Below are 26,832 nucleotides of genomic sequence, written 5' to 3'. Positions count from 1 at the left end.
AATTTCGGGGTGCTTGAAGGGTTAGTCAATAGATTCGTTTATGTAAAACCACTATAGTAAAACCACACCATTTTAGACTAAAAATAAATAGAAAATCTCAACCCATCGCTCTGCTCTGGGTTCTTGATAGTAAGACTTACGAATCAGAAGCTAAAACAATTAAACTAATTAACAACTAAAAAGTTGTCACTCTAGCAGCTATCAATTAGTTAAGGTACTTTAGTCTTGGAAAGTAGGGAGTAATTGTCATAAAATTGAAGGTACATTATAAGGATAAAAAACGCTAGAAAAAATTTTAAAATTGAAAATTTTGGTAATTATGAGCTGAAGTGTATTTTTTTTAAATTCATCATTCATAACTATCATAATTCATAATTTATATTTTTTTGGGAACACAAAATTAGTGATTAATCGATGAAAAGACTAAAGTTCTTGATATTCTGTCTGTGTGCATTCGTCTTGGTACTATCCCCGTTGTACCTCCAAACCATAGCTGTATCTAATCCAACCCCCAAGAGTTTGGGTCAACAGTTGGATCAACAGATTGTTTACTCGCCCCAGCTAACCTTAGCCCATAGCCAAGTTCAAACTACAGAAATTGCTGAAGACCCCTCAGAGGCACCCTCAGAGGAGTTATCCGATTCAGATAGTAGTGATTCCAAGTTAAAGCCATTTGATAAGGTTGTAGAAGATGCCGAAGAATTAGCAGGATTACTCACCCTCTACCGCAATAAAGAAAAAGACAAAGTTTATTTAGAAATTGAGCCCGATCAACTAAATCAAAATTTCCTATGTGTTGTCACCCTTGCTTCGGGAATTGGGGAGTTGGGACTCCAAACCGGTTGGCCAGTTAATGATTTTTTGTTCCAATTCCGCCGCCGACAGAAGACCATAGATTTAGTAATACCAAATATCTACTTCCGTACTCGACCCGGTGACCCCCAAGAGCGTTCTGTTAAGCGTTCCTTCAGTGATTCGGTGCTATATTCCCTGCCCATTACCAGTATTCATCCAGAACGAAAGACTCTGTTGGTGGATTTAACACCACTCCTCGTCAGCGATGGGTCTTTTTCTGGACTAGCATCGGCTTTTCCTTGGATATTAGGAGGTAGTTATGTAGTAGACCCTCAAAAATCCTATGTCAGTGACGCTCAAGCATTTCCGTTGAATGTAGAGATTGAGTCAGTTTATGGCTTTTCTGGTGGGGGAGATTTATTCTTTCCCTTAAGGAGTCTCCCAGATCAACGAGCATTTAATCTTAGTGTCCGCTATAGCTTTTCTCAACTACCGACTAACAATGGTTACCGTCATCGACTCGCGGATGAACGAGTAGGCTATTTCATCAGTGCTTATCAAAATTTATCCAATCAAAACCGCAAACAACCCTTTATCCGTTATATCAGGCGCTGGCATTTAGAAAAACAAGACCCTACTGCTACGGTATCCCCCCCAAAAGAACCGATTGTGTTTTGGATTGAAAATACTGTACCTCTGGAGTACCGAGATGCAATTCGGGAGGGGATTTTGATGTGGAATGAAGCGTTTCGGGAGGCAGGGTTTGACAATGCCATTGAAGTGCGGCAAATGCCAGATGATGCAACCTGGGACCCGGCTGATATTCGCTACAACACCATTCGCTGGTCCAATTCTTTTCCCTCATTCCCAGGCATTATCGCTATGGGTCCATCCCGAGTGAACCCCTTGACTGGGGAAATCTTGGATGCAGATGTCATTATTGATGCTAATGCGGTGCGCTGGATCAAAGCGGAATACCAGGCTATTGCTTCCCAGCCTCAATCCCAGGCATTATCTGGGTTATCCCAATTCGCGTTTAATGGTTCCCTGTGTAGTAATGGCATCAAAGTTCCTTACCTCAAATGGCAGGAAATCCTGAAGAGCAATCCTGGCAAAGCAGCTGAGTTGAACCTACCAGCTGGGCAATTCCTGAGCGGACTAACCCAAGTCCCAGACCATGAGTTATGTTTTGCCATGGTATCAGCTCAGCAAGCTAAGTTTGGAGCATTGTCTCTATCGATGGTAAACCACCAGTTGCCCAGTGGTGAGGAAATGAAAACCTTCATCAATCAGTATTTGCGCTACCTGACGGCTCATGAAGTTGGTCATACTCTGGGATTGCGCCACAATTTCCGGGGCAGCACCATGTTGAGTCCAGAGGAATTGAATAATACTGAGATTACCCGCAATAAAGGGCTAGTCGGGTCAGTCATGGATTATGTCCCAGTTAATCTAGCGCCAGAGGGAATGGAACAGGGAGATTATTTCTCTACAGTGGTTGGTCCCTATGATAAGTGGGTGATTAAGTATGGCTACACTCCGATTGATGCTCTGACTCCTCAACAAGAATTACGCACACTGCGCAAAATTGCGGCTGAAGGCTCTGAAATGGGGCTATCTTATGCTACAGATGAGGATACTTTCGATTTTATTGACCCAGAAGCTAAGGTTTGGGACCTTAGTAGTGATCCATTGCGCTACTCTCAGTGGCAAATGGAGAATGCTAAGGGAATTTGGAAACGCTTGAACACCAGTTACCTCCTGCCTGAAGAAAGTGCTGGGGATTTACGCGATCGCTTTGATACGGTCTTCTCCTATTTCTTTGAAAACGCTATGTCCCTTACTGGTTATATTGGGGGACAAACTTTTAATCGAAACTACACTGGTGGCAAGACTGGCACACTCCCCTTTGAACCCATCCCTGTGGAAAAACAGCGTCAGGCTCTAGCCATGCTCGGGGAGTATATGTTTGCAGAAGATACCTTTAACTTCTCACCCCAACTCCTCAACCAGTTAGCCCCATCTCGCTGGACTCACTGGGGTACTTTTCCCACTATTTTCCCCCTAGATTATCCCATTCATGACCGAGTGATGTTAATTCAAACTATGGTGCTGGGGGATTTATTTTCATCAGAACGGTTGGCTCGTTTGCGGGATGCTCAACTCAAAACTAGTTCCGGGGAAGCCTTGACCATGGCAGAAGTGTTTGACACTGTTCAAGATAGCATCTGGAAACTAGATACTAAAGCTAAGATTGAGCCAATCTCTAGCTTGCGTCGGGGATTGCAACGGCAGTATATGAGTCTTTTAGTGAACATGGCACTGCGCAATTCCAATAGTCTAGAAACTGCCCGCACCTTCCCTGAATTTATTATTGCTATCCAAACCTTTAATACTCCCGAGGATGCTCGGGTGTTAGCCCGGTATAAACTCCGTCAATTGCGGGATGCGATCGCAAAGACCTTGAACAAACAAGGGAAAAACCTTGATACAGCTAGCTTAGCCCACTTAGAAGGGGCACGCGATCGCATTACCAAAGTCTTGGATGCACCCTTGCAATCGGAATAAAGTATGACTTGAGCCATAAGCTAATAGCTCAGAGCTATTAGCTTATGGGTTGGGTTAGGTCACAGGCTGGAAGCCTGTGCCACAGTGCTTGAGGTGCTTTTGAATTAAATAAGCTGAGCGCTGACCACTGTTCGCGGTGGAACAGGCATCTTGCCTGTTTCATTTCCCACGCAACTTTTGCCTATTGCTAGCATGCCTATTGCCTTGCCCGTAGCGCTATACCCATGCGTTGCCCATGTTGGCCCATATGAGATACCCTATGCCTTGGTTAAATTTAAGCAAATCATGGTCACTAAGCTCCTTACCATTCTCCAGAAAGCCCTATCACTCACAGGATTAGTACTACTCCTGTCCCTCTCAACCTGGTCACTGCCAGCCACAGCAGCCGCCAAGATTACTCCTGAACTAGAACAACAAATACTCGAAGTCATCCGCAACCACCCAGAAGTAATCCTAGAATCGGTCCAGAGATACCAGCAGCAACTGGAACGGGAAAGTCAGCAGCAACAGCAAGCCATCTTGCAGGGCTTCAAAACCAATCCCCAAGCCTTCATTGGTTCCTCCCCCACCACTAGCGCCATTGAAGATAAAATTGTGTTAGTAGAATTCTCAGACTTTCAGTGTCCCTTCTGTGCCAGAGCTCACGACACCGTCAAGGAGTTTATAGCAAACCATGGGGATGAAGTCACCTTAGTTTACAAACACTTCCCCCTCATCCGAATTCATCCCCAAGCCCTGCCAGCCGCTCAAGCAGCTTGGGCCGCCACTCAACAAGGGAAATTCTGGCAGTACCATGATGCCCTCTTCGCTAATCAAAAGCAATTAGGAGAAGATTTATATCTTGAAATTGCCGAAGCCCTAGATTTAGACCTAGAGCAGTTTAACCGAGACCGAAACGTAGCTGATAGTGCAATTGCAGAAGACATGCAGCTAGCACAACTATTGGGACTAAGTGGCACACCTTTCTTTGTTATGAATGGTGAATCCTTCTCTGGTGCCGTGCCCTTAGAACAGATAGAAGCGATATTGGCACGAGTGCGCTAAATAAAGTAGGGTGGGCAAACTAATCTAATCTCGAATAGTCACAATAACCAAATTGTTTTTGCCCACCCGACAAGCTCAATAAAGTAGGGTGGGCAAAGTAATCTAATCTCGAATAGTCACAATAACCAAAATCTTTTTGCCCACCCGACAAGCTCAATAACTATATAGTTTTTACGTTACAGATTACAAGGGTAAGGGCGATTTTCCGAGGGAGATGCTAGACATTAACGTTGATTGATCGGTGTTGTGGTGGAATAAGCCAAAAAGCAATTAATTTGTATAATGGATTTATATAAAGTTATTGGACATACTTGTTAAAACTTATGCGTGACCTAGAACAACTAACAAAAGATATTCAAGAACTACCAGAAGACGCTCAAAAAATTATTGCCGATATCATTGAGGTGTTCAAAAAACAGTATTTAACGAAAAAAACGCCATCTCTTCACCCTCTGGAATTAGAGAATCAACCATTTATTGGTATGTGGACTGTTCGACAAGATACTCAAAATAGTAGCGAATGGGTTAGAAGAATTCGACAACAGCATTGGCTTGGATAAATTGCTGCTACCCTTATTGAAAATCAACGAGATTATCGCTTTATCTCAGAACTCAATCTATTGAAATATCCATAACATTGATGGAAAACTATTGCTAGCATGCCTATTGCCTACTCCCTACTCCCTACTCCCTACTCCCTACTCCCTATTTCCACCATCGCCTAACATCTTCAACTGCTACCACCGTTTCTCTTAGGGCTTCAACACCCCCAAACTTGGTGATTAAAGGCGCTAATTGAGGAATAGTTTTAATAAAATTGGGACGGGTTAGACTAGCTAAACTATAAAGAATTTGTTGCCAAAAAGGAAAATCAACCACCGTTCGCGTAGCGTCGGCTTTGCCGAAAGGAGTTAAGTTTTTAATCAAGTGCTGTAAGGCTTGGGATCGGCGGGATTCAGACTCCATGGCTCTGGCAAAATCTAAGACTTCGAGTGAAACATTGGGTACCTGAGGGGCTAAGGCGAGTAAGGCTTGTGCTCGGTCTTCTTGATTCGAAATCCCTCTGGCGCAATTTAAGGCTGATGGTAACACTTGAGGAAAATGGCTAGCTAACTTGATTAAGACTAATGCTCGGTAGTATCTAGACCCCATTCCTCTATTGCAATCTAAGGCTTCTGGTAACAATGTTTCGGGTAATTGGGGGGCTATGCCGATTAAGGCATCGGCTCGACATTCTTCATACGGAATCCCTTTAGCACAATCTAAGGCTTGGGGTAATAACGTTTTGGGTAAGTGGAGGGCTAAGTCTCTTAAGGCTAAAGCTCGCTCCAATTTATCCGAAGTCCCTCTGGCACAATCTAAGGCTTTTGGTAACAACGTTTCGGGCAAGTGGGGGACTAAGGCTCTTAAGGCATCGGTTCGAGAGGGTTCATCCAAAATCCCTATGGCACAATCTAAAGCTTTTGGTAACAATGTTTCGGGTAAGTGGGGGGCTAAGTACTCTAAGGCAAGGGCTTGGTATTCTTCATTCGGAATCCCTCTAGCACAATCTAATGCTTCTGCTAACACTTCCGGTAAGTAGGGGGCTAAGGCTCCTAAGGCAAGGGCTCGGGAGTATTGAGACTCAATCCCTCTGGCACAATCTAATGCTTCTGGTAACACATCGGGTAAGTGGGGGACTAAGCTGATTAAGGCATCGGCTCGGTATTGTTCATCCGGAATCCCTCTAGCGCAATCTAAGGCTTGCTGTAACAACACATCGGGTAAGTGGGGGACTAAGCTGATTAAGGCATCGGCTCGGTGGTATTCATGCCCAATCCCTCTAACGCAATCTAAGGCTTCTGGTAACACTTCCGGTAAGTGCGCAGCTATGCTGATTAAGGCTTGTGCTCGGTAGTATTCAGACCCAATTTCTCTGGCGCAATCTAAGGCTTTTGGTAACAACGTTTCGGATAAGTAGGGGGCTAAGCTGATTAAGGCTTGTGCTCGGTAGTATTCATCCGAAATCCCTCTAGCGCAATCTAAAGCTTCGGGTAACAACCTTTCCGGTAAGTGGGGGGCTAAGTCTCTTAAAGCATACCGTCGGTCGAATTCAGACCCAATCCTTCTGATGCAATCTAAGTCTGATGGTAACAACGTTTCGGATAAGTAGGGGGCTAAGGCGATTAAGGCTTTTAGTCGGTATTCATACCCAATCCTTCTGGCGCAATTCAAGGCTTCTAGTAACACATCCGGTAAGTGGGGTGCTAAGGCGATTAAGGCTTGTGCTCGGTTTTCTTCATGTGAAATACCTCTGACACAATCTAAGGTTTCTGGTAACACTTCCGGTAAGTGGGGGGCTATGGCGATTAAGGCTTGTGCTCGGTCTTGTTCATTGGAAATCCCTCTGGCGCAATCTAAGGCTTCTGGTAACACTTCCGGTAAGTGGGGGGCTATGGTGATTAAAGCTTGTGCTCGGTAGTATTCATCGGAAATCCCTCTGGCGCAATCTAAAGCTTCTGGTAACACTTCCGGTAAGTGCGCAGCTATGGTGATTAAAGCTTGTGCTCGGTCGGATTGAGACCCAATTGCTCTGGCGCAATCTAAAGCTTCTGGTAACACTTCCGGTAAGTAGGGGGCTAAGCTAATTAAGGCTTGTGCTCGGTCTTCTTCATTGGAAATCCCTCTGGCGCAATTTAAAGCTTCTAATAACACATCCGGTAAGTAGGTGGCTATGGCGATTAAGGCTTGTGCTCGGTAGTATTCATACCCAATCCCTCTGGCACAATCTAAAGCTTGGTGTAATAACTCTTCCGGTAAATGCGGAGCTATGGCAATTAAGGCTTGTGCTCGGTAGTATTCATACCCAATCCCTCTGGCAACCTCTAAAACTTCTGGTAATAAAGAAGGAGGAAGATACTCACTAATTACCTTTAAACGTTCTGCTTGATTTTCAGAATCTTTGCTCTGTCGCACATAAGCTAGTGCTTGAGCTGGGGTCCAGATATTATTCTCCAGTAATGCTGCCATTAATTTTGGAGGAATATTTCCAGCCAAGCTATTGAGAGATGTGGTAATCAGAGCATACCGACACTGTAAACTAATCGATTCTGTAGGATTTTCTGTAAAATTATCTGCTGCTATTGCCCAAGCTTTCGATACATCCTTGATAAAATTAGCAGTTTTTCCCTGTCTCTCACACTGCCAATACCAACCGTTATCTCCTGCTGGAGTTTCTTCTTTCAGGAGTTGATGAATGTCATTAATTTTTTTTGCTTTCTCTAGGTGCCAGATTAAGTGGTTATAGATGTAACCATCATCGGGTAAGGTATGCCATAATCCCAAATTGGTCTTAGTTTGATAACGTTCTAATAATTGTTGATGAGCTGAGGGTATTGATAATCCTAGCTCTGATTGTACCAGACTACGGGCTAAATCATGTAACAAGTCATGGAGGCGATAGTTAGTTTCTGGTGTAGTAGATAACCCTGGTAGTAATAAGGCTTTTTGTCGTAAGTATCTTAAGGTATCTTTGGCTTCAACTAAATTACAATCCCATAAGGTTGTCGCCATGGTTTCAGTAATGGTGACATCCTCCGGCAGTATCCCTAACCAAGCAAAGTTTTTCAATCTATCGTCGTCGGATAATCCCTTTAAACTGAGATTAAACGAAGCCACTAGACTGTAGTTTTTGCGCTTAGCGTCACTTGGATCTTCCTCCGCTTTCAATCGATCTAAAGCTTCTACACCAACAATTAAATCTTCTAACTCACCCAGTAACTCCTGCCAAGACATACCATCCCTAACTTGAGCAGCAGCTAATTCTAATGCTAGGGGTAAGTAGCCGACGGTTTTGGCTAAATTTTCAGCATAATCGAGTTCTTGATTAGTTAACTCATTATTGAAACAAGACGTTAATAACTCCAAGGATTGCTTTGGAGTCATCACATCTAAATCATAGGGAATAGCATCTTTAAGCTGGGCTTCTCTGGTAGTGACTAAAACCCGACAGCCATCCCCAGCGACTCGAAAGGGTTCAACATGGTCAGGATTCCAAACATCATCCACTATTAGTAACGCTTTTTTATCGAATAATAATGTTTTTAGTTGTAAAGAAGCGCTATCAATGTTAATCGCTTTGAAATCATAATCTCCTAATTGCTGTATCCACGTACTTAGAAAGGATAAGATATCAGGTTGCTGACCTAAGGTTGCCCAAAAAATCCCATCAGGAAAATGGGATTGAACCTCCTCGTCATGGGCTAATGCTGCAGTAATGGTGGATTTTCCAATTCCTCCTAAGCCATAGATAGCACTAACTACTACAGTTGCAGCTTTTGCTGTTTCTTGGGATAAAAGGATTTGTTTTAGTGGTTCGCTTACTTCCGGACGTTCGACATAATAAGGAGGTAGTGGGGGAGCTTGATTGAATCGAGTTTGGTTATTCATATTCTCAATGTTGTAATTCTCAACAGTAGCTTGGTGGGATTCCAAGGCTTTGGTAATCTAGGGAGCAGGGAGCAGGGAGCAGGGAGCAGGGAGTCAGTAGTCGGGAGTAGAAATTCACCCTTAATTAATAAGTTAGGAGAAATTCGTTAGGATTCTCCCTATCCGGATTTAGGCAGCCTAGTAAAGTCTAAATTAACTGAACTTTATCAATGGTCAGTTAGGCAATGGTCGCTGACGAAATTGCTCTCGCTCAACTACTGTAAATTTACCTTCAAATTCTAATCCTTCAACCTGTAACAACATTAACAATTTTTCGGCAGGTTCGATGGGGTTTAGGGGTTGATAGCGTAGATAAATCACACCTGATGGTGGTTTTAGACCCAATCGATAAATCAATTCACCATAATCACGATCAAAGGTTAAAATAACTCGTTGATCAGACACTGCCCAAGCCAATACCTCAGTATCTTCAATTCCTGGTGACTCTTCGGTAATTGATAAGATATCATAACCGGCTTTTCGCAACCTTTTGACACTGGGAAGTGGAAAGTTTTCATTTGCTAGAAGTCTCACTACCTTGCCTCAGCCATCGGTGCCAATGTATAGATAACTTCATCTTGCATACATTCAACAGTAAAAGCAAAGATTGCTCGAATTGATTCTCTAGTTAGTGTTGGATAGCTTTCCAATATCTGTAACTCTGTCCAACCAGCAGCAAACAAGCCTAAAATAAACTCAACGGATAAACGAGTACCTTTAACTACTGGCTTCCCTAATAAAATGTTGGGATTGGAATGAATGTATTCTCTCCAATTCATGATGATTAGTTGTTTACTTAGATTTATGGTTAATCTAGTTTATAGCATTTATCGAAAAATTAGGTGTCGTCAAGGATTTCATTAAGCTCCTTAACTTGATTGGTAGCAATATCTGCTTCTGATCTGGCAATAAGCTTGTCTAGCTTTCCAGATTTTAGGTCAGATTCTAGCTGCTGGTCCCACCTATTATCGCGCATCATCTAAATAATTTTGTAAGCGGGCTGCCAGCTCTACAATCTCGCTGTTCGGTAATTGTCGAATAGCTGTTTCGATTTCATCAAGGGTTAACATAACTAGTCTGTAAATGATGATTGATACTATCCTATAGCATTTTGAGTTTAAATGTAAACATAGGATTGATGTAAAAAGGGAGTAGGGAGTAGGGAGTAGTAAAAGGGAACAGGTAACAGGGAACAGGAAACAAAAATTATTACAATTAATTTACGATTGCTATAACCCAAAAAAACTAGCTAAATCCTACACAAATTTGAGTATAAATCCTGTTACAAATTTTAGTTGTAAATAAATGTAAAAACTTTTAATTGCCCCTTGCTTTTTTTCGAGTAGTTATGTATAGTATAGAAAGTGACGACCGATACTAATAACCGCGCTGGTCATAACCATTAATCCACACCAGCGCGGTTTTCCTCCCACCTAAATAGGAGTTACTTCTATGATGCCAAAAATATCACGATCATTAATTCTGGCTTTTCTATCAGCTAGAAGCCTATTCCACATGTCACAGGCTAGAAGCCTATTCCACATGTCACAGGCTAGAAGCCTATTCCACGGTACTTGAGCTAATTTTGAATAAAAACTGAATGCTTATGATCAAATCCCTCTAAAGACTCAGGTCAGATATTGCTTTAACTAGAGAAAATGAAATAGAATAATTGTTTTATCAAAAACTGCCAGCATCCAGAACAGGAGTCTACCACCGGTGGTTATAGAAATCCCCAAAAGCACTTACGAAGCCAAAACTCAGGAAATTGCCAGAGAACTTCTAGCCGCAACTCGGGAGAAAGGTTCCTTTCTTGCCCAAATGCGAGACCAAATGCGGTGGGATGATAAGTTACTAGCCTGGGCAATGAGTAATCCAGGACTACGGGTGCAGCTATTTCGCTTCATCGATACCCTACCTGCACTGCGTAGCCAAACGGAAGTTGCTCGTCACTTTCAAGAATACCTAGGGGATGAGTCAGTAGAACTGCCTGCTGCCCTGAAGGGAATGCTCAATTTCACCAATCCCGACTCCATACCAGGACAACTGGCAGCCAAAACCATATCTGCTGCTGTAGCCACCCTAGCCCAAAAGTATATTGCTGGGGAAAATCTCAACCAGGCCCTTAAAACCATTAAACGCCTGCGAAACCAGAAGATGGCATTTACCCTAGACTTATTGGGAGAAGCCGTAATTACAGAAGTAGAAGCTCAGTCTTACCTAGACCGCTATCTGCAACTGATCGAACAACTCACTGAAGCAGCAAAACAGTGGTCTAAGGTAGAGGAAATTGATGTTGCTGATGGTAAATCCTTGCCATTAGTCCAAGTATCGGTTAAACTGACAGCATTCTACTCTCAATTTGATTCTCTTGATCCTCAGGGTAGCCAAAATCGGGTGTGCGATCGCATCCGCAAATTGCTCCGCCGTGCCAAAGAATTGGGGGCGGCGGTTCATTTTGATATGGAGCAGTATGAGTACAAAGACATTACTTTCTCCATACTCAAAGACTTGTTAATGGAAGAAGAGTTTCGCTCTCGCACCGATATCGGTGTTACCCTGCAAGCCTATCTGCGAGAGTCACAACAAGATTGTCAGGACTTGATTGCCTGGGCAAAACAGCGGGGTAATCCAGTAACCATACGCTTGGTCAAAGGAGCCTATTGGGACCAAGAGACGATAACAGCACTGCAAAACCATTGGCCCCAACCAGTATATAACCAGAAAGCCGCCACAGATGCCAATTTTGAGCGTATCACCCAACTGCTGCTAGAAAACCACGAGTATGTTTATAGCGCTATTGGTTCCCATAACGTGCGCTCTCAAGCAATTGCGATCGCAATTGCTGAAAATCTCAATATCCCCCGTCGCTGCTTTGAGATGCAAGTCCTCTACGGTATGGGAGACCAACTCGCCAAAGCCTTAGTCAATCAGGGTCATCGAGTCAGGGTTTATGCACCCTATGGAGAGCTCCTACCAGGAATGGCTTACCTGATTCGACGGCTATTGGAAAATACCGCAAATAGTTCCTTCCTACGACAAAGCTTAGAAGATAGACCCGTAGAGGAATTGATTGCACCACCACAACAGTTACAGGAACAGTTGAATGTTGGCACGTTGAATGTTGGCACGTTGAATGTTGGAAAGTTGAATGTTGAAAGTTCACAACCGTCTTCAAACCTACCCTACGGGAACGCCAAAGGCGAACAACCTACTAACCTACCCTACGGGAACGCCAAAGGCGAACAACCTACTAACCTACCCTACGGGAACGCCAAAGGCGAACAACCTACTAACCTACCCTACGGGAACGCCAAAGGCGAACAACCTTCCAACCTACCCTACGGGAACGCCAAAGGCGAACAACCTTCCAACCTTCAACCTTCAAACCTTAAACCTTCAAACCTTAAACCTTCAAACCCGTTCACCAATGCTGCCAATACAGACTATGCTCAGCTAGAAGCCAGAGAAAAAGCTAAACAAGCCTTACTTACCGTTCGCCAACAACTAGGTAAGACCTATTTACCCTTAATCAATGGGGAATATCAGCCTACAACAGACACAGTAGATTCTGTTAATCCCTCTAACCCTAGGGTCGTGATCGGGAAAATTGGATTAATTTCTGTAGAACAAGCAGAATTAGCAATCGAGAAAGCTAAAGCAGTATTTCCCAGTTGGCGACGTACACCAGTAAGCGAACGTGCTGGTATTTTACGTAAAGCAGGAGACTTGATCGAACAACGCCGTGCTGAATTATCAGCCTTGGTCTGTCTGGAAGTTGGGAAACCATTACGGGAAGCGGATGCAGAAGTCTCCGAAGCGATTGACTTCTGTCATTACTACGCATCAGAGATGGAACGGCTAAGGGATGGATATAACTACGACATTGCTGGAGAAACCAATCGCTATGTCTATCAACCCCGAGGTATTGCCCTAGTCATTTCTCCCTGGAACTTCCCCATGGCCATTACTACAGGAATGACTGTAGCAGCCCTAGTGGCTGGGAATTGTACTCTACTCAAACCCGCAGAAAACTCCTCAGTGATTGCCGGGAAAATAGCTGAAATTTTAGTAGAAGCCGGGATACCCAAAGGAGTATTTCAATTCGTTCCAGGCAAAGGCTCAACCGTCGGTGCCCATATGGTCAAGCATCCCGATGTCCATCTAATTGCCTTTACCGGTTCCCAAGAAGTCGGTTGTCGTATCTACGCCGATGCCGCCATTGTGCAACCAGGTCAAAAACATCTCAAGCGAGTCATTGCGGAGATGGGAGGTAAGAATGGAATTATCGTAGATGAAAGTGCTGACCTCGACCAAGCTGTAGCTGGAGTCGTGAAATCAGCATTTGGTTACAGTGGTCAAAAGTGTTCCGCTTGCTCCCGAGTAATTGTGTTAGAGCCAGTGTATGAAAGCTTCCTAAAACGGTTAGTGGAAGCAACGCGATCGCTTAACATTGGGCCAGCAGAAGCACCCAGTACCCAGGTCGGTCCAGTGATAGATGCTACTGCACGCGATCGCATTCGGGAGTACGTTGAAAAAGGACGTCAGGAAGCTAACGTAGCATTAGAAATGCCAGCACCTGAGACCGGATACTTTATTGGTCCAGTTATCTTTAAAGATATCTCCCCCAAGGCCACCATTGCCCAAGAAGAAATCTTTGGTCCAGTAGTAGCAGTAATGGCCGCAAAGAATTTCCAAGAAGCCCTTGATATAGCCAACAGTACCAACTATGGGCTCACCGGAGGCTTATATTCTCGCACTCCATCCCATATAGAACAAGCCTCAGCCGAGTTTGACGTCGGTAATCTATATATCAACCGCAATATTACCGGCTCGATTGTATCACGGCAACCGTTTGGTGGGTTCAAGATGTCTGGAGTAGGGTCAAAAGCAGGAGGTCCCGATTATCTAGTACAATTCCTCGAACCCCGTACTATTACTGAAAATATTCAACGACAAGGCTTTGCACCCATTGAAGGAATGCAATAGTTTTTAGGGAAGCTTATGGGCTACGCGCAGGCTGCGCGAACAGCTATCAGCGTGTCGGGTATCAGCTATCAGTTATCAGCTATCAGCATTCAGCTATCAGCTATCAGTTATCAGCTATCAGCATTCAGCATTCAGCTGATGGATCACAGCGTCGTTCGCACAGCGTGGCCAAAGGCCAAAGCCTGTGCCACGGTACTTTTTTGAATAAAATAAGCTGTTCGCGTAGCGTGAGCTTTTAGCTCACGGCTGACGGCTGGCCACTGACCGCTGACCGCTGACCGCTGACCGCTGACCGCTTACTTATGAACTTAGTAGGAAATTCCTCGATATCGCTTTTTAGACTTTTTTCGAACAAACCCTTTATAATCCGTCTGTAACTGGGATTCCGGTAACTGGATTAAGATAGCTTCCACTTCATAGACAATCCCTCGATATTTTTTTTTAAACACCCGTTTACCAGATTGCTTAGTAATTTGCTGACCACTAGGATTCAGGTCGCCCTCAGCTTTTGGTGTATTAGAACTCTTGCAAAAGTAATTTTCTGATAGTGTTTGCGTCAATTCTTCTCCACTGTTCCCTGTTCCCTGTTCCCTGTTTCCGACTTCTGCAAGAAGTGTATTGTTCTGGTCACTGACTGCTGTCTCAGAAACCACTTTCTCCTTGCAAAAGTAATTTTCTGATAGTGTTTGCGTCAATTCTTCTCCACTGTTCCCTGTTCCCTGTTCCCTGTTCCCGACTTCTGCAAGAAGTGTATTGTTCTGGTCACTGACTGCTGTCTCAGAAACCACTTTCTCCTGATCGAGATTACCAGTAAGTACTTTTGGATTTGCCGGGGAATCAGATTCTGTCGAATTGTACAAGTATCCGGGGTTTTGAGTTACTATCGAAGCTTCGGAAGCTGAAACATCTTCCGGGAGTGAATCAGGTAAAACTGGCGTAGGAAACTGGTTATGATTTCTGGATTCTTCACTATCAAGATGTCTAGGAGTTTCCGCTTCAGATATAGCTGTTCTTAGTGATAAAACATCAGTGAATTTAGGTTGATCACTATTTATTGGTGAACTAAAAACTTTGTTGGCTAAACTTTTTTCTTTTTGCTCAATCCAAATTGTCACATAATAGGGATATTCTAAAACTAAATACAGAGGCCGAAATTCCTCAGAGATTTCGCAACTACAACACTTTAAGGATTTTTTATAAGCATTTGGGGAAAGATCAAAACCTCTAGTGAATATTTTATTTTGGAAAATAATTGTACATTCATCCAGCCACTTAATCTCTTCTTGATGCAATAGCGAGTGGGGGGAACCCCCAAGACCGCGCTGCATCGCTTGATTAATCTTTTCTGGATCAATTCTTAACATTTGGGTAGTTTACCCCCTACTTGATCTATTTTTGGAAATAGCTGGTGAGATTGTGGCAATTTTGCTCTGGAAGTGTCAACGGAAGAATGTAGTCAATCGCGTCGCAGATTTTGCTACATCCTTGACCCAATCTATTCATAATTTATGTCATTAATCCGGGGATTTTGGGCATCAAGCTGAAGTCTTACCCAGTCAATTAACGGTTTCACGCCTATGTGGGTAAAGACAAAGTATTTAGGATGGACTAAATAATAATAAACTTAACACAACTAAAGTGATTTGTCAACCATAAAATGTAGCTAGTTTTACAATTAACCCAACTTTCCTTGTCTCCTCTTGCAGAAATCCCTACATTTCTGTCTTGGTAATTGGGGCTCTAATCACTATATACTCCGTTCAAATAATTAGTTAAGCAAGTACACAAAACTTTTCCCACTTCCGACTTCCCACTTCTGACTTGCCTACTCCCTACTGCCGCGCAACCCAGGACGAAAGTCCCTCAACCATCTGATTTTCTACAATCAAACTTATAGCATTCGCCAGGGCAGTTAGGACATGAAAAAAGTCTCAAACCTAAATAAGCGCAAGAGTTTGACTTCTGACTTCTGACTTCTGACTTCTGACTTCTGCTATAGACGGTTTTTGAGCCAATTCGTGAGGGAGATAACTGTGATTTCGGTAGCTGGGTCAAGACATGTTGCTCCTGGTAATAAATCCCTCGATATTACTTTTTAGACAGCCGTTTAAGAGATTGCTTAGTAATTTCCTGAAACCTAGGATGCAGGTGGAACTCAGATTCCGGAATCTCTTGCTCCTGATTGAGATTACCAGTAGCTAATTTTGGAGTTGCCGGGGAATAAGATTCTGTGTGATTGTACCAGTATCCAAGGTTTTCAGTAACTATCGAAGCTTCGGAAGCTGAAATATCTTCGGGGAGTGAATCAGGTAAAACTTCCCTAGGAAACTGGTTAGGATTTCTGGATTGTTCACCATCAAAATATCTGGGATTTTCCCCTTTAGCTCTAGCTGCCATTAGTGGTAACGAATCAGTGGATTTAGGTTGAGCACTATTTATTGGTGAACTATAAACTTTGTTAGCTAAACTTACCTCTTCTTGCTCAATCCAAATTGTCAAATAATGCCGATGTTCTACAAGCAAATACAAAGACGAATATTCATCAGATATTTGGGAACGACAAAACTTGAATGCTTTTTGATAAGCCTTTGGAAAAATATCAAACCATTTAGTGAATAGTTTATTCTGGAAAATAATTTTAGATTTATCCAGCAATTCAATTTTTTGAGTGGTTGCTTCTTTATTAATGAGAAACATAACATTGTTTAATTGCTTGACTTGAGTAAACCTGAACTATTGCGTTTCCTAGTAAGCTTGAGGTAAATATAAATTTTATTTATTGCTTCCTGCTCCCTAATCCCTGCTCCCTAAAACTAAAGAGGAAAGTACCTCACCCGATGGAGAACTGCTATAGGGTTTCTAAAGGTGCGCTTGACCCATTAAGAATTAAATTAGCCAAGGTCAAGCGCACCTTGTCTTGATGCAGTCGCTCATGGGAGAAACCCCCTTTTGCGGCGCTGCATCGCTAAGTAACTTATGGGCTAAAATTATTACCCAGTAATGATTTTAGCTTGCCGGTTACCCCCCCCAGAGGCTCTAGTTAATCATAAATTATAATGGCATCAATTCTAATAATGGTATCAATTATAGTATTTTTAAGATAAATTACTGAGGAATACGCGAATTCTCTTAAGAAGATACCCTGATAACAAGTATTTATTTATACAAGTCTGTTAGTATTATTCTTGATTTATCCGTTATTGTTTATGAAATCAATGATAGATATCATAAACAATAACGGTAGTGATATCACCTTTAAGAGAAGTCGTCGTATTAAATTAATTTTGACTAGATAAATTACAAATTATAAAACTAGCAAGTTAAACACAACTAATAGTATTTATATCCAGGTACTTAGTCACTCACAAATTTCCTTAGAATTACTGTAGTGACTTAGCAAGCCTTTAATCAAGAAGACACCCTACCTATGAAAAGCAAGCACGTCATCAATCTTCACAAAGCACTTACTGCGCCAGTAGTGCTGGGATTAATGGTTTTCTATCATAATTTCAACCTTGGCCCATGGGTTTACCTAGCCCTCCATGGTACCTATGGGGTGATGTGGCTACTCAAAGACCGTATCTATCCAGACAAGCAGTGGGAGCAAGAAATACCAATTGGTATCGGAATTCTTGGCTCCGGAATACTAATGCTCTACTGGGTTGCTCCCTTTATTCTGATCAGCAGTGGTTCTGAGCCTCCCTTACCCCTGGTCGCTGCTGCTATTTCCATTAATGTCATGGGAGTCTTTCTACACTATGCCAGTGATGCCCAGAAATACTATACTCTCAAGTATCGTTCTGGATTAATCACAGAAGGATTCTTTGCTCGCTGTCGAAACACAAACTACTTGGGAGAAATCCTGATCTACTCTGGTTTTGCCATGCTAGCTCAGCACTGGCTACCCTTTGTAATTTTGGCAGGTTTTATGGCAAGTATATTTATTCCCAATATGCTCAAAAAAGATAAGTCTCTCTCCCGCTATCCAGAGTTTGCTGACTACAAAGCTAATTCTGGACTACTACTACCACAGCTATTTTTAGCTACTACTTCCAATCCAAACGATCCAGATTTTGCCCAAAAAACGAGGTAGTCACCAATTATAGCATTTCTCAATTCGGTGAAGTACAAAGCCCTGGGTTGTAGAGAGTAGGGAGTAGGGAGTAGGGAGTAGGGAGTAGGGAGTAGGGAGTAGGGATTAGCCAAGCACCCATTGAAGATATGACCAAACCATCTAAGCAGTGTTTTTCCCTAAGATGGCGATTTTTGATTATCGTCCTTTTACTGCTAGGAATCTTCTTCCGCTGCTTCAATCTAAACCATAAAATCTACTGGCACGATGAGGTTTATACTTCAATTCGGAGTTCTGGCTACACCGGAGATGAAGTAATTAAGGAAGTTTTTGATGGTAGGGTAATTGGTGTTGAAGACTTACAAAAGTATCAGCATCCTAATCCTGAAAAAGACTTAGGGGATACTATTAATGCCTTAACTACAAACCCAGAACATCCACCCCTCTATTATTTAATGGCGCGGTTTTGGCGGCAGCTATTTGGTGCTGCTGTCAATAACCCTAGGGGTTTATCTGTTCTGTTTAGCCTGCTGGTTTTCCCAGCTATCTATTGGCTGTGCTTAGAATTATTTGAATCCCCTCTAGTGGCATGGGTAACGGTAGCACTTTTAGCGGTATCTCCCTTTCATGTGCTCTACGCTCAAGAAGCACGGGAATATAGTCTATGGACATTGACTATTATATTATCTTGCGCGTCTCTGTTGCGAGCTATCCGGAAAACTAAGGATAGTACAAAAGTAACAAGCTACCTCTGGTCATGGGTAATCTATGCTATCACCTTGGCACTTAGTCTTTACACGTTTCTATTTTCTATATTTGTGGCTATTGGACATGGAATTTATGTGTTTATAATAGAACGGTTTCGCTTTAATAAAACTCTTATTGCTTATTTGATATCATCTGGTGCCGGGTTTCTAGCCTTTTCCCCTTGGTTAGTTGTGGTGGTTAGTAACTTAGCTATCATTCAGCATAAAACCCATTGGACAACTATTCAAGTTCCTTTATCATTTTTGGTAAAAATCTGGGGTATAAACCTAAGTTTGATATTTTTGGATTTTGGAATACCACTGGAGCATCCATTTACCTATATAATCCCACCAATTTTAGTGAGTTTTGTGGGATATGCAATTTATTTTATTTGTCGTTATACTACCCAGCGAGTTTGGTTACTGGTTTTAACGTTAATCGTTATTACTGCATTAGGCTTAATCTTACCCGACTTAATTTGGGGAGGACGACGCTCAGTGAGTAGTCGGTATTTCCTACCTTGCTATATCGGAGTGCAACTGGCTGTTGCTTATGTAATTAGTATGTATATAACTGGGTATCTATCAAGGGCTAATTTAATAAAGGCTAATTTAAGAACACAGAAAGTCTGGAAAGGAATAGTAGCTGTGCTGCTTACAGGGGGAGTTATCTCTTGTGCTATTAGTTCCCAAGCAGAAATCTGGTGGAACAAGCAAGTTGGCCATCACAATCCTACCATCGCTAGGATTATTAATCAAGCTGAGCGACCTCTGGTAGTTAGCAATGTTTCTTCCGTGAATCCTGGGGATGTGATTTCTCTTAGTTATTTATTAAATCCTCAGGTAAAACTTCAGTTAGTCATTCCCCCTACTATTCCCGATATTCCTCAAGGGTTTAGTGATGTGTTTCTATTTTATCCATCTGATCATTTGCAACAAGGACTTGAGGAAAAGTATAGTACTAAGATAGAGTGGTTTGATGAGTCGAGTGTCAAGCCCCTCGGTAAGTTAAGGCTTTAAGTATAGCGGTTTTAAATTAGGTGAGATACAAATCTTTCTTTGGGTTTACGCGAACAGCGGATCTGGGAATCGGGAATCGGGAATCGGGAATCGGGAATCGGGAATCGGGAATCGGTAAGATAGAAAAAATCCTGTGTAACTGATTAGGATAGAAACCGCTATCTTATAATTTAAGCAGTTAATAATTGGGTAAGCTATCAGCTATCAGCTATCAGCTATCAGCTTATGGATCACAGGCTAGAAGCCTGTGCCACGGTACTTTAAGTGCTGAGGTTTCTTTTAAGCTGACCGCTGACCGCTGACCGCTGTTGGCGTAGCCTGCGCGTAGCGCATATGCTTACATACTTGGAATAAGTAAATGGATGAGTTAACTATTAAAGTTGTTGGATATACTGAACGATTATCAGAAATTAAGTTAATCAGGGTGCAGGTTTTTCAGATTGAACAAGGGGTAGCAGCGGATTTAGAGTTTGATGGTAAGGATGAAATAGCTAAGCATTTATTAGCCTATTGGAATAATCAGCCAGTAGGAACAACTAGGGTAAGATATCTAGATGATAAAACAGCTAAAATAGAACGGTTAGCCGTCTTATCTGATGCTAGAGGTAAGGGCATTGGAAAACAGTTGATGATTAAAGCATTAGAGTTAGCTGAGCAAGCTGGAATTAAGGTAGTGGTAGTTCATGCTCAAGAGCATGTGAAAGGGCTTTATGAAAAGTTAGGTTTTGAAGTAGTGGGAGATTCCTTTGAGGAGGCTGGTATTGTTCATGTGAAGATGGTGAAGCAGTTAATAGAATTGAGCTAAAAAGCTAACAAGAAATAGGTAATAGCGATGGATCGCTACTTCCTACTCCCTAAAACCCTAGACTAAATTACCTCATCCAATTGAGAACTGCTATATTTGCAAATGGTCTATGGAATTAAATTTGCGGTAGGGATAAATGCGATCGCTACCCGCTGATTGAGAGCGCGAGAGATTTTTTGCAACATAGAAAGGGAGTGTCCCTCATAATCAGCATCTTCGAGTCGTGCAATCACAGGCTGCTTTGTACCCACAAGTTCTGCAAGCTGTTTCTGGGTTAACCCCGCTTTTGTTCTGGCTTCATAAATCAACTGTGCCACCTCTGCATTAAGAGAAGCTTCTGCTATCATTTCCTCCATCTCGGGGTCGGTACGAGTCTTCTTGTTAAGAATTTTAATCGCATCAGAAGTCTTGGCCATCTTCTTCCTCCTCTACATAGGTATGAACATCTGGGTTTTCTTCAAATAAACTCTTTCTCAAGAGTGCCCGTTCAATATCAATTTACTCAATAAATATAGCTAGCATTGTTGGTAATCATTCATAGGACTTACGCATTTGCCCCCGTGGGTCCCCCAATTCTGGGGGACTTTAACTCAATTTCCCCCCAAAATTGGGGGGCTAGGGGGGCGAAATCAAGTTAACCGCGTAAGTCCTGATTCAGCTAATGCGCTACTTGAGATGCTACTTGAGGTGCTATCAGCGATTAGCGCTACACCGAACAGCTTATGGGCTACGCGCACGCTAAACCGAACAGCCATTGGCCGTAGGCCAGGCTAAGGGAACAGCTTTTGAATAAAATAAGCTGACCACTGACGGCTGACGGCTGACGGCTGAATGCTTACGATTGTTGTAGCTAATTCATCTGAGCACCTAGCACTCACCACTATGAAAAGACGCTTTAGAGATCCAGTAATTTTAGGACTAATTTGGCTAGGGAGTGGATTTTGCGATCGCATTTGGTTTGCCCTAGATCACTCTGTCCCAGCTTGGGACCAGGCGGATTATTTGACTGGTTCGTTGAATTACTGGCAGGCGTTGCAGCATCCTGAGTGGTTCTCTGGAGAGTGGTGGAGCAGTTTTTGGGCAATTTCCTCAAAAGTCCCGCCATTGACTTATATTATTGCCGCAATGGTTCAGCAGCTGTTTGGAACCGGACCAGAGCTAGCTACGATAGCGCTAGTTTTATGCAGTGGAGTGCTAATTGCTTCAGTTTATGGATTAGGGCTGGTATTATTTAACCGCCGGGTAGGGTTATGGGCTGCTGGTTTAGTCATGTTGTTACCAGGACTATATCGCTACCGTTTAGAATTTTTGCTGGATTATCCATTAACCACAGTAGTCAGTTTGTGTTTTTGGTCTCTGACAGTGTGGTGGAGTTTGGGAAGGGCAAAGACACCCTTATCGCGAACCACAGTAAGACAAGGATGGTTGTGGGGGTTGGGGTTTGGGCTTTGTTTAGGATTAGCCTTGCTAGTTAAGCAAACCGCCTTATTTTTTCTATTCGTGCCAATCGCTTGGGCTGGGGTAAGGGTTCTGTGGCAGAGGCAATGGCAAAGGTTAGCTCAGTTAATCGGCGGTTTGCTGGTATCAGTTTTGCTATTTGGTCCATGGTACCGGATTAATTGGTTGTTGATATTGACCTCTGGGAAGCGAGCAACCATAGATTCCGCGATCGCAGAAGGAGACCCAGCCCTCAATACCCTTGATGCTTGGGTTTACTACTGGAAAATCTTACCTTACCTGATCTCTTGGCCGCTGTTGTTAATACCGATAGTAGGACTATTAATTTATGGGCTCAAGTATGGGCTCAAGCAATCCGCGATCGCAAAACCGAACAATCTGCCATCCCCCCATCCCCCCATCTGGTCACTAACCTGGCTAGGGGTCTTCATAGTGGGTGGTTATCTATTGTGTTCATTGAATATTAATAAAGATGCTCGCTATATTTTGCCATTAGTTCCAGTGCTATCACTGTTTCTGGCTTATGGCTTAACCTGCTGGACTAATCGTTGGGGTAAACCGATGCGTTGGAGCACGGTAGGGCTAGCAACTGTACTGATGATGTTGAATCTATTTCCATTAGGAGGTAGAGGATTGACTCAATTACTTAGTCCCCGTGTACAACATTTTCCCTACTTAGGACAGCCATGGCCTCATCGGAAGGTAATTGCTGAAATCATCAAGACTCAACCTTACTTGCGCTCTAACTTAGGAGTATTACCATCAACCCCAGACATTAACCAACACAACTTCAATTACTATGGTGCATTAGCCAATTTCCAAGTATACGGGCGTCAAGTGGGAACCCAAGCCAAACAAGTGAAACAGGATATGCGATCGCTTTCTTGGTTCCTCACTAAAACTGGTGCCCAAGGGTCAATCCCAGAATCCCAAGCAGCTATTGTTCAGGCAGTTGAGCAAGGGACAGAATTTGACCTACACCAGACTTGGGAGTTACCCGATGCTAGCCAACTGAAACTGTATCACAAGCGGCAGCCACCAATAGCCGTAAAACCATTATCGATAAAGCCTGTGGGTGACCAATCATCCATAAAACCCACTAGTTTAGATGGCAATGCTTCCCTGGCCAAAAGGCCACGCTACGCGAACAGCAATACTCTCACTTCAAATTCCAGAGTTAAATTAGACCAAGTCACCGTACCAGAAACATCTCCTGCTGGAGTACCTGTACCAGTAACTTATCAGTGGACTGGTTCTTGGGAGCAATTACAATCTGGCATCGTTATCCTAACCTGGCAACCGGTAGAGTTGAAGGTTGGCCAGTTGAAGGTTAACAAGTTGAAGGTTAACAAGTTGAAGGTTGGCCAGTTGTTCGCGAAGGGTGGCCTTTTGGCCAAGGTTGAAGGTTTAACGGAAACTAACCTACAACCTAACAACCTTCAACCTTCCACCGAAACTAACCTTCAACCTTCCACCGAAACTAACCTTCAACCTTCAACCCAAACTAACCTTCAACCTTCCACCGAAACTAACCTTCAACCTTCAACCGATACTAACCTGCAACCTTTAACCCACGGATGGTTACACGACCATGGTATTGCCATGGGAGAACTACACTCTTCCCAATTACCACCTGCCAATTCCCAATTTCAAGTCATTGAACGGATGGCGATGTTTCCCCCAGCAGATATCCCAGCTGGAAGCTATACTCTAAAAGCAACTTACCTCAATCGACAAACTGGGGAAACCTATGGGATACAAGTACCAACCGTTACCTTGACCATCGATCCAGCAGCTACCCCCATACCTGCACCAGAACTAGATTTAATCACCCAAATGCGGATATTATCCACTAATTTACCTAAAGGACTCAATGGCCTAGAACCGGTTTTTGAAGAAACTGCCCGGATTAACCAGTACGATCCGATTCAGGACTACTTAGAGCAAGCAGATTTAGCCTTAAGCTATCGGCTGGAATTGGAACCGAATAACCTAGACTTGGCCTATGCTCTGGCCTTGAGTAGGGTATTGCAGCAAGATGTAGAAGGTGCGATCGCAGCATTAAAGCGAGTCACCCAACTTGACCCCCAAAATCCCTATGCTCACGCTTATCTTGCTTTCGTCTATCTCTATGATTGGGATGGAAAAGATGGAGAAAATGCCCTGAAACCTGCCCTTAAAATCAACCCAACTATTCCCGAATTACAAGCCCTATCTGGTATAGCTGCCTTGATGCAAGGTAATGTGTTCAAAGCTTGGAGTGTTATTCAGGGATTAGAACTTTAAAGCGATGGCCTTTTGGCCTTTTGGCCACGCTACGCGAACGGCCACGCTACGCGATCGCTAATATTATTTCATTGTGAATAAATTGTGAATCAATGGCTCAAAAGGACTATTTCTTTTTAGTCTTCGTGTTCTTTGCGTATTTGTCGTTACTCATACCAATTTCCCATCCCGATCGCTTAATATTTATGATCAAATTTACTATATTTATTTTAAAATTTTCAGTATTTTTATTGAGGTAATTTCCTTCAATTTTATATTTAATTTAATTAAAGCATATAAAAAACTAGGTTATTTGATGTTTTTCAAAATAACCTGCCCATAGATTTTAAGATATTAAAATTAACAATTTTATGAAAACAAACTTCAAAAACAAACAACCTATTGATTTACTCAAACTGACACAAAACCTATCACTAGCCATCCTAGGGTCTGTTTTGAGTTTTGCCGCGATTGAAGTTGCTAACCCAGCACGCTCTGACGCTTTTGTAATTTTTAACCGGTCTGGTAGCACACTCGAAGGTGGCTCCCGATGGGATGCAGCTCCAAGGACTATCCATGGAAGAGAGCGTTCCCTGGAGGGCGGATTGCGATACTCACTACAGGGCGGTTCCTATCAAGCTTACCGGGATTTATTCACCTGGGATATTGTTCCTAGTGTCAATGAGTTTCAAAATGCCATTGAGGCTGCGTTCAACGCCTGGACTGTAGTTGATCCAGTATCTGGTTTAGGTACCGATTTGTCATTTGTAGCAGATTTAGAGACACAAGTAATAGGCACAGGTAGAGGAAACGTTCACCCAGATGGTGCGGAGATTGACCTGTTTGCCTCGACCGATGCAACGTTCTGGAATCCTGGAAATACCTCACCCCAAGGTGAATCGTTTTTCTATTACATCAACGATACTGTAACTCTCACTTCTGGAACGGAAAATTACGCAGGCTCAAGCGCCATTGTCGGAGCAGATATCACCTTCAACAATAATGCCGGAACAGTATATACCCTCGACTTTTTCAGGCGATTGTTGACCCACGAGATCGGTCATGCCATTGGATTAGGGGATATCGAGGGAGACATCAGTCCTAATAGATTTATCGACGACAACTATGATGGCAGTACTAGCGCCACAGCTCTAGCCACATTGAGCAACCCGATCGCCCAACTAATCGATCCCCTCAATCCAGCCGCTTCGCCATTTTCATTGTTTACAGTTCCAGATCAGGATCCGGGTGTTGACACCCCAGGCGTAGATATTCTGATGGAATCCCGAGGACTAGGTATAGCTCCAGGCAACCCAGTCACCAACCTTAGCCCCTTGGTTAACGATGACTACGCTGGTCGCCAGTTCCTGTATCCAGTGTTCTCTGAGCCTAGCCCCTCAGAGGCTAGTGTTAATGAACCTACTGCTACATTGGGTTTACTAGCCCTTGGTATTATAGGTACACGTTTGAGTACTCAAAGAAAAAAAGGAAGCAACAGAAAGTAGATATAGCTACCAGATCAGCTATTTATACTAAGTTGCGGTCAAAGGTACAACTTTCTCTTCCGCCAATCTCCCAATCTCCCCATCTCCCAATCTCCCCATCTCCCAATCTCCCAATCTCCCAATCTCCCCATCTCCCTATCCAACTAATCTACTCTCTTTGAATGCAACTCGGTATTAAACGAAATAGACAGACACAGAAACAGGTAGTGGTGCTGAAGTCCTACCTTTTCCCAAAAAAATCTAGACTTCAAGTGTTTCTTTCGGATATAATCAGAAACTGGTGCTTTTAGGCATAGGCAAAAACCATGAATGCTCAAGAAATCATTCGTTCCCTTGAAGCGGAACAACTTAAGGAAAATGTCCCTACCATCTACGTCGGTGACACCGTGCGGGTGGGGGTACGGATTAAAGAAGGTAATAAGGAACGGGTTCAACCCTATGAAGGCACTGTGATTGCCATGCGAAATGGTGGCATTAATGAAACGATTACAGTACGCCGGATTTTCCAAGGGGTTGGTGTGGAAAGGGTTTTTCTACTCCATTCTCCAAAAATTGCTAATATAAAAATAGTCCGTCGAGGCAAGGTGCGTCGAGCTAAGCTATACTATTTACGCGATCGCGTTGGTAAGGCTACTCGCATCAAACAACGCTTTGACCGTAGTTTATAAACTTTTTCTGGCCTAGCATCAAGTTGGTTGGTGTAAATGCCAAAATTAGGGTAAACTAGATCAAGCGAGAGGTTGACCTCTACCTCTCTAATCCATCTGCGTCCTTAGTTCAGTTGGTAGAACGCAGGTCTCCAAAACCTGATGTCGGGGGTTCGAGTCCTCCAGGGCGCGCTCAAAATTGGTAGAATACAAAAGTTAGGTGCGCTCTTACTTGGCGAATTAAATTCTCCAGGGGTCGCACCTGTGCTATGCCAGGGTTTACCTGAGCAAATCCACTGGGATTCCTTCAGTTGAGGGGGCTGAGTAGAACAGTTTGACTCAACCATCAGGACTAGTGGATTTTTGTGGCGGGAGCCCTACCAGCTAGACTATCCCCGATACAAGGAACAGGAAATTGAGATAGGTGCGCTCTTACTTGGCGAATTAAATT

General features: G+C 43.1%; 20 protein-coding genes and 1 tRNA gene. 13 read left to right on the top strand and 8 right to left on the bottom strand.

Annotated features, from left to right (window positions below):
• Positions 1 to 414 precede the first annotated feature (414 nt).
• The 3 genes from F6K46_RS17375 (at position 415) to F6K46_RS17365 (ending at position 4,967) form a co-directional block, all read left to right on the top strand.
• Positions 415 to 3,363: a zinc-dependent metalloprotease gene (locus F6K46_RS17375; RefSeq protein ID WP_293059019.1), complete on the top strand. Its 2,949-nt coding sequence runs from the start codon at positions 415 to 417 to the stop codon at positions 3,361 to 3,363.
• A 285-nt stretch (positions 3,364 to 3,648) separates the two neighbouring features.
• Positions 3,649 to 4,407, top strand: coding sequence for a thioredoxin domain-containing protein (locus tag F6K46_RS17370; RefSeq protein WP_293059049.1), 759 nt, complete (start codon positions 3,649 to 3,651; stop codon positions 4,405 to 4,407).
• Between the two features lie 323 nt (positions 4,408 to 4,730).
• Positions 4,731 to 4,967, top strand: coding sequence for a hypothetical protein (locus F6K46_RS17365; protein ID WP_293059016.1), 237 nt, complete (start codon positions 4,731 to 4,733; stop codon positions 4,965 to 4,967).
• A 145-nt stretch (positions 4,968 to 5,112) separates the two neighbouring features.
• On the opposite strand, the gene F6K46_RS17360 is transcribed toward F6K46_RS17365, so the two are convergent.
• From F6K46_RS17360 to F6K46_RS17340, 5 genes are all read right to left on the bottom strand, one after another.
• A complete protein-coding gene (locus tag F6K46_RS17360; protein WP_293059013.1) occupies positions 5,113 to 8,835 on the bottom strand; it encodes an NB-ARC domain-containing protein in 3,723 nt (1,240 codons plus the stop codon).
• A gap of 213 nt (positions 8,836 to 9,048) precedes the next feature.
• Positions 9,049 to 9,408 (bottom strand): DUF5615 family PIN-like protein, encoded by a 360-nt coding sequence (locus F6K46_RS17355; protein WP_075901810.1) that lies wholly within the window; start codon positions 9,406 to 9,408, stop codon positions 9,049 to 9,051.
• Positions 9,408 to 9,653, bottom strand: a complete 246-nt coding sequence (locus F6K46_RS17350; RefSeq protein WP_075901808.1) for a DUF433 domain-containing protein — start codon at positions 9,651 to 9,653, stop codon at positions 9,408 to 9,410. Before F6K46_RS17350 ends, F6K46_RS17355 begins: the two co-directional genes overlap by 1 nt.
• Before the next feature lie 59 nt (positions 9,654 to 9,712).
• The gene (locus F6K46_RS17345) at positions 9,713 to 9,853 is read right to left on the bottom strand and encodes a hypothetical protein (RefSeq protein ID WP_198954139.1); all 141 of its coding nucleotides are present in this window, start codon (positions 9,851 to 9,853) and stop codon (positions 9,713 to 9,715) included.
• 138 nt (positions 9,854 to 9,991) lie between these two features.
• Positions 9,992 to 10,114, bottom strand: coding sequence for a hypothetical protein (locus F6K46_RS17340; RefSeq protein ID WP_269087040.1), 123 nt, complete (start codon positions 10,112 to 10,114; stop codon positions 9,992 to 9,994).
• A gap of 479 nt (positions 10,115 to 10,593) precedes the next feature.
• On the opposite strand from F6K46_RS17340, the gene pruA reads away from it, so the two are divergent.
• Positions 10,594 to 13,863, top strand: a complete 3,270-nt coding sequence (gene pruA / locus F6K46_RS17335) for an L-glutamate gamma-semialdehyde dehydrogenase (RefSeq protein ID WP_293059009.1) — start codon at positions 10,594 to 10,596, stop codon at positions 13,861 to 13,863.
• Positions 13,864 to 13,878: 15 nt separating this feature from the next.
• A complete protein-coding gene (locus F6K46_RS17330) occupies positions 13,879 to 14,067 on the top strand; it encodes a hypothetical protein (RefSeq protein ID WP_293059006.1) in 189 nt (62 codons plus the stop codon).
• Positions 14,068 to 14,171: 104 nt separating this feature from the next.
• Here F6K46_RS17330 and F6K46_RS17325 read toward each other — a convergent pair whose 3' ends face one another.
• Together F6K46_RS17325 and F6K46_RS17320 are read right to left on the bottom strand one after the other, a co-directional pair.
• Positions 14,172 to 15,191: a hypothetical protein gene (locus tag F6K46_RS17325; protein WP_293059003.1), complete on the bottom strand. Its 1,020-nt coding sequence runs from the start codon at positions 15,189 to 15,191 to the stop codon at positions 14,172 to 14,174.
• Positions 15,192 to 15,951: 760 nt separating this feature from the next.
• Positions 15,952 to 16,560, bottom strand: a complete 609-nt coding sequence (locus F6K46_RS17320; protein WP_075901802.1) for a hypothetical protein — start codon at positions 16,558 to 16,560, stop codon at positions 15,952 to 15,954.
• Positions 16,561 to 17,290: 730 nt separating this feature from the next.
• On the opposite strand from F6K46_RS17320, the gene F6K46_RS17315 reads away from it, so the two are divergent.
• The 4 genes from F6K46_RS17315 (at position 17,291) to F6K46_RS17300 (ending at position 20,506) form a co-directional block, all read left to right on the top strand.
• Positions 17,291 to 17,956: a DUF1295 domain-containing protein gene (locus F6K46_RS17315; protein ID WP_293059000.1), complete on the top strand. Its 666-nt coding sequence runs from the start codon at positions 17,291 to 17,293 to the stop codon at positions 17,954 to 17,956.
• A gap of 128 nt (positions 17,957 to 18,084) precedes the next feature.
• Positions 18,085 to 19,701: a glycosyltransferase family 39 protein gene (locus F6K46_RS17310; protein WP_293058997.1), complete on the top strand. Its 1,617-nt coding sequence runs from the start codon at positions 18,085 to 18,087 to the stop codon at positions 19,699 to 19,701.
• A 20-nt stretch (positions 19,702 to 19,721) separates the two neighbouring features.
• The gene (locus F6K46_RS17305; RefSeq protein WP_293058995.1) at positions 19,722 to 19,844 is read left to right on the top strand and encodes a hypothetical protein; all 123 of its coding nucleotides are present in this window, start codon (positions 19,722 to 19,724) and stop codon (positions 19,842 to 19,844) included.
• Between the two features lie 215 nt (positions 19,845 to 20,059).
• Positions 20,060 to 20,506: a GNAT family N-acetyltransferase gene (locus F6K46_RS17300; RefSeq protein ID WP_293058993.1), complete on the top strand. Its 447-nt coding sequence runs from the start codon at positions 20,060 to 20,062 to the stop codon at positions 20,504 to 20,506.
• 107 nt (positions 20,507 to 20,613) lie between these two features.
• On the opposite strand, the gene F6K46_RS17295 is transcribed toward F6K46_RS17300, so the two are convergent.
• Positions 20,614 to 20,922, bottom strand: a complete 309-nt coding sequence (locus tag F6K46_RS17295; protein WP_293058990.1) for a helix-turn-helix transcriptional regulator — start codon at positions 20,920 to 20,922, stop codon at positions 20,614 to 20,616.
• Positions 20,923 to 21,337: 415 nt separating this feature from the next.
• Here F6K46_RS17295 and F6K46_RS17290 point away from each other — a divergent pair, with 415 nt between their 5' ends.
• From F6K46_RS17290 to F6K46_RS17275, 4 genes are all read left to right on the top strand, one after another.
• Complete coding sequence (locus F6K46_RS17290; protein ID WP_366664714.1) at positions 21,338 to 24,250, top strand: glycosyltransferase family 39 protein; 2,913 nt, start codon at positions 21,338 to 21,340, stop codon at positions 24,248 to 24,250.
• Between the two features lie 350 nt (positions 24,251 to 24,600).
• A complete protein-coding gene (locus tag F6K46_RS17285) occupies positions 24,601 to 25,734 on the top strand; it encodes a hypothetical protein (protein ID WP_293058984.1) in 1,134 nt (377 codons plus the stop codon).
• A 305-nt stretch (positions 25,735 to 26,039) separates the two neighbouring features.
• Positions 26,040 to 26,402, top strand: a complete 363-nt coding sequence (rplS, locus tag F6K46_RS17280) for a 50S ribosomal protein L19 (protein ID WP_293058981.1) — start codon at positions 26,040 to 26,042, stop codon at positions 26,400 to 26,402.
• A 98-nt stretch (positions 26,403 to 26,500) separates the two neighbouring features.
• A tRNA-Trp gene (locus F6K46_RS17275) sits at positions 26,501 to 26,573 on the top strand.
• Positions 26,574 to 26,832 lie beyond the last annotated feature (259 nt).

Origin of the sequence: Moorena sp. SIO3E8, from assembly GCF_010692445.1 — a bacterium.
GTDB lineage: Bacteria > Cyanobacteriota > Cyanobacteriia > Cyanobacteriales > Coleofasciculaceae > Moorena > Moorena bouillonii.
The sequence above is the reverse complement of the archived record's forward strand: the minus strand, read 5'-3'. Positions and strand labels throughout refer to the sequence as shown.